Raw genomic sequence first — 4,259 nt, forward strand, 5'->3', positions numbered from 1 at the left:
GTGTCCGCGCGGATCTCCCGGATGGACACGCCCGGAGTCTGCTCTATCTCATGGGCGTGGCCGATCAGCCTGGATTCGATGGCCTCAGCGGGTACTTCGGCATGGAACTGCAGTCCAAGGACGCGGGACCCGGCCGCGAAGGCCTGGTTCTTGCATGCGGGGGTGGAGGCAAGGTGTGCGGCTCCCGCCGGCAGGTCGAACGTGTCGCCGTGCCAGTGCAGTACGGGTGTGGTCATCGCGGCGAGAGGGGAGTCGGCCCCGGCCGCGGACAAGTCAACGGCCCCCCAGCCGATCTCCTTCGACCCACCCGGGTAGACCCCGGAGCCCATCGCCGCCGCGATCAGTTGCGCACCCAGACAGACGCCGAGGGAGAGGTTTCTCGCGGGACAGACGGGATCGGATCAGGGCCAACTCCTCCTCCAGGAAGGGATACGCGGCGGTCTCGAGCGCTCCCATCGGCCCGCCGTCCGGGGTTTCAACCGCTGTCCCGGCCGCCCGCCAAACGGCGGCGCCACCACAGGTCGCTCCGCCACTGACGCTGGCCGGCGAATGGATCAGGAAGAGTGCGCGCCCGGAAGGCGCCGTCCAGCCGGGCCACCTGCCGCCGCAGCTCGCCGCGGGCCCGGGCCGGCAGCTGTTGCAGGACGCCGGCGAGTACGTCGCGGGCGTGCCGCACGTCGTCGAAGGAACAGCCGCGACAGCAGCACTGCGAGGTCTGCGGATAGCGGGGCTTACGCCCTGGTGGTGCAAGGAAGGAGCGATAGCGCCGCAAGGCCCGATCGGTGGCACCGGGGTAGATGAAGTAGTCGCCTGAGAGCTGCTCCACCCGGTCTATCGCCGCGCTGGTACGAGCCGAGAGCCCGTGGATCCGCTCCGGCGGCGGGCCGGTGCGGACACGCCGACGCTGCTGTTCGGCGCGCAGAGCGCCAGGACGCCTACGCGGCATCGGCCTTTCGGTATGCAGTCATGGCCCACATCATGCCAGCCCTGCCGCCCTGGTATCCGGGAGTAACAAAACGCCCTTCAGCTCTCGGACGAGCCGCCAAGCCCCGGCCCCAGCCCGCTCGTTGTGAAGGGTTCGGTGCCGGCGGCCTCCTGCGTGGTGGCGGCCCAGGACGCGAGGAGGCGCAGCCCTTCTTCCGAAGGGGAGCCGGGTTCGGCGGTGTAGATGGTCAGGGTGAGGCCGGGTTCGGCGGCCATCTCGAGGCCTTCGTAGGCCAGGGTGAGGTCGCCGACCGCGTGGTGGCGGAAGCGTTTGGTGCCGGTGCCGTGGTGGCGGACGTTGTGGGCGCCCCAGCGGATGCGGAAGTCGTCGCTGCGGGTGGAGAGTTCGCCGACCAGGTCGTGCAGGCCCTTGTCGTGGGGGTTGCGGCCGGCTTCGGTGCGCAGGATCGACACGGCTACGTCGGCGGCCTGCTCCCAGTCGGGGTAGAAGCGGCGGGATGCGGGGTCCAGGAAGTTGAAGCGGGCCAGGTTGGCCTGGTTGTGGGGCGAGGCGTACACGTCGTCGTAGAAGGCACGGGCGAGCTGGTTGGTGGCCAGCACGTCCATGCGGCCGTTGCGCACGAAGGCAGGACCTGCGGTGACGGCGTCCAGGACCCATTGCAGGCTGCGGTGCGCCGTCCACTGCGAGGAGCGCCGGCGGGGGCGGGTGAGGGCGTCGGAGCCGTCGGCCGCGTGGGCGAGGTTCAGCAGGTGGGCGCGTTCGGCGTCATCCAGCTGGAGGGCGCGGGCGAGGGCTTCCAGGACGGCCGGGGACGCGCCGGCGAGGTTGCCGCGCTCGAGTTTGGAGTAGTACTCCACGCTCATGTCGGCCAGCGCGGCGACCTCGCTCCGGCGCAGGCCCGGTACCCGGCGTCTGCTGCCGGAGGGAAGCCCGGCCCGCTCGGGGGTGATCTTGGCTCGCCGCGAGGTGAGGAACTCGCGGACCTCGGCTTGGTTGTCCACGCCTTCGACGGTACGTCCCGCCCGCCGCCGCAGCGATGTACTGGCAGTACACCCCTTGACCGTGCCTCGCTGCGCGGGCCCGCAGCGGGTTACCTGGATGACGTGGTGCTTCTCGCCCGGCCGTGAACCGGTCGGACGGAAGGCCACGGCCCTGCACCCGGCGACGGCCCCTCCCCCGGACACGTCGCCCCGGCACGCGAAGGAACCCCCTCATGCGCGGCGCAATGATCTACGCCCCCGGCGACATCCGTTTCGAGACACGGGAAGACCCCAAGATCCTCCACCCGACCGACGCGGTCATCCGCACCGCCGTGACCTGCGTGTGCGGCTCGGACCTGTGGCCCTACCGCGGCCTGGAACCCACCGACGAGCCGCATCCGATGGGACACGAGTACGTCGGCTTCGTCGAGGAGGTCGGCTCCGAGGTCACCGCGGTCAAGCCGGGCCAGTTCGTCATCGGTTCCTTCGCCACCTCGGACAACACCTGCGCCAACTGCCAGAACGGCTTCCAGTCCAGCTGCCTGCACCGCGAGTTCATGTCCACCTGCCAGGCCGACTACGTGCGCATCCCCAACGCCCAGGGCACCCTGGTCGCCACCGACGGCACCCCCGGCGAGGAGCTGTGGCCGGGCCTGCTGGCCGTCTCCGACGTCATGGGCACCGGATGGTGGGCCGCCGATGCCGCGCAGGTGCAGCCCGGCTCGACCGCCGTGGTCGTCGGTGACGGCGCGGTCGGCCTGTGCGCGGTGATCGCCGCCAAGGAGATGGGCGCCGAGCGCATCATCGCGATGTCCCGCCATGCCTCCCGGCAGAAGCTGGCCCGCGAGTTCGGTGCCACCCACATCGTCGCCGAGCGCGGCGACGAGGGCGTGGCCCAGATCAAGGAGCTGACCGGCGGGATCGGCGCCGACAGCGTGCTGGAGTGCGTCGGCACCGATGAGTCCATGCGCCAGGCCCTGCACGCGGCCCGTCCGGGCGGCAGCGTCGGCTTCGTCGGCGTCCCCCACGGCGTCGCCGTGGACGGCCAGGAGCTGTTCTTCTCCCATGTCGCACTGCGCGGCGGCCCCGCCCCCGTACGGCGCTACCTGCCCGACCTCATCGAGCGTGTCCAGACGGGCCGCATCGACCCGGGCAAGGTCTTCGACCTCACCCTGCCGCTCGGCGACGTCGCCGAGGGCTACCGGGCGATGGACGAGCGCCGTGCGATCAAGACACTGCTCAAGCCCTGACCCGCCTCCCGGCCCTCTGCCCCGCTCCTGCACAAGGAGAAGATCCTGCATGTCCCATCCCGCCGCTCGCGCGCCGGGCAAGCTGCCTTTCGTCGTGTGGGTGCTCGCCGCCGGCACCTTCCTGATGGGCACCACCGAATTCGTCGTCGCCGGCATCCTCCCGGACATCGCGCCCGACCTCGGCGCCAGCGTCTCCCACGCCGGTCTGCTGATCACCGCCTTCGCCGTCGGCATGATCGTCGGCGGTCCGGTGATGGCGCTGGCCACCCTGCGCCTGCCCCGGCGCGTCACCCTCGTCCTGGCCCTGGCGGTCTTCGCCGCCGGGCACGTCGTGGCAGCCCTGAGCAGTTCCTTCGCCGTCGTCCTGGCCGCCCGCTTCGTCACCGCGCTGGCCACCGGCGCGTTCTGGGCCGTCGGCTTCGTCATCGCCACCGGCGCCGCCGGGCCCGCGAACGCCACCCGCGCCGTCGGCGTGATGATGGGCGGTCTGACCCTGGCCAACGTCATCGGCGTCCCCGCCGGGTCCCTAGCCGGGCACGTCACCGGCTGGCGCGGACTGTTCTGGGCCCTGGCCGCGCTCGCCGCCCTGGCCGCCGCCGTGATCGGCCGCTTCGTCCCCCGAACGGAGCAGCACGCCCGGATCTCCGTACGCGATGAAATCCGGGCGCTGCGCCAGGGCCGGCTGTGGCTGGCGCTGGCCTCGGCCGTACTGATCATGGGCGGTGTGCTGGCCGTGTACACCTACATCACCCCGCTCCTGACCGACCGCGCCGGCATCCCGCAGGGCGCCGTGCCCCTCGTACTGATCGCGTTCGGCGCCGGCGCCCTGGGCGGCACCGCGATCGGCGGCCGGTTCGGCGACCGCCGGCCCATGGCCACGACGCTCCCGGCCGCCGCGGCGACCGCACTGTTCCTGCTCGCGCTGATCCCGCTGTCCGCCGTCCCGCTCGCCGCCATCGCCCTGATCTTCCTCATGGCGCTCGCCGGGTTCACGATCAACCCGGTCGTCACCGCCCTCGCCGTCCGTTTCGCCGCCGACGCGCCCACCCTGACCTCCGCACTGACCACGTCCGCCTACAACAC

General features: G+C 71.8%; 4 protein-coding genes and 1 pseudogene. 2 read left to right on the top strand and 3 right to left on the bottom strand.

Translation table 11 applies throughout. The features are described 5' to 3' along the window. From ACQKIP_RS41105 to ACQKIP_RS41115, 3 genes and pseudogenes are all read right to left on the bottom strand, one after another. A pseudogene (locus ACQKIP_RS41105) lies at window positions 1-329 on the bottom strand (methyltransferase type 11); the annotation flags it as partial. Between the two features lie 146 nt (window positions 330-475). Continuing rightward, complete coding sequence (locus ACQKIP_RS41110) at window positions 476-946, bottom strand: hypothetical protein (RefSeq protein WP_365864278.1); 471 nt, start codon at window positions 944-946, stop codon at window positions 476-478. Window positions 947-1,023: 77 nt separating this feature from the next. Continuing rightward, window positions 1,024-1,947 (bottom strand): helix-turn-helix transcriptional regulator, encoded by a 924-nt coding sequence (locus ACQKIP_RS41115; protein WP_365864277.1) that lies wholly within the window; start codon window positions 1,945-1,947, stop codon window positions 1,024-1,026. A gap of 212 nt (window positions 1,948-2,159) precedes the next feature. Between ACQKIP_RS41115 and ACQKIP_RS41120 the strand changes: the two genes are divergently transcribed. Beyond that, the gene (locus tag ACQKIP_RS41120; protein ID WP_365864275.1) at window positions 2,160-3,176 is read left to right on the top strand and encodes a zinc-dependent alcohol dehydrogenase family protein; all 1,017 of its coding nucleotides are present in this window, start codon (window positions 2,160-2,162) and stop codon (window positions 3,174-3,176) included. A 49-nt stretch (window positions 3,177-3,225) separates the two neighbouring features. Next, on the top strand, window positions 3,226-4,259 hold a 1,034-nt coding region (locus ACQKIP_RS41125; protein ID WP_427745352.1), incomplete at its 3' end, for an MFS transporter.

The organism is Streptomyces sp. NPDC059900, assembly GCF_050270335.1.
GTDB lineage: Bacteria > Actinomycetota > Actinomycetes > Streptomycetales > Streptomycetaceae > Streptomyces.

What these genes read in the sequence shown, in the direction of transcription:
- ACQKIP_RS41120 (WP_365864275.1), top strand. Translation starts at nt 2,160, where the DNA reads ATGCGCGGCGCAATGATCTACGCCCCCGGCGACATCCGTTTCGAGACA.
- ACQKIP_RS41110 (WP_365864278.1), bottom strand. Translation starts at nt 946, where the DNA reads ATGCCGCGTAGGCGTCCTGGCGCTCTGCGCGCCGAACAGCAGCGTCGG.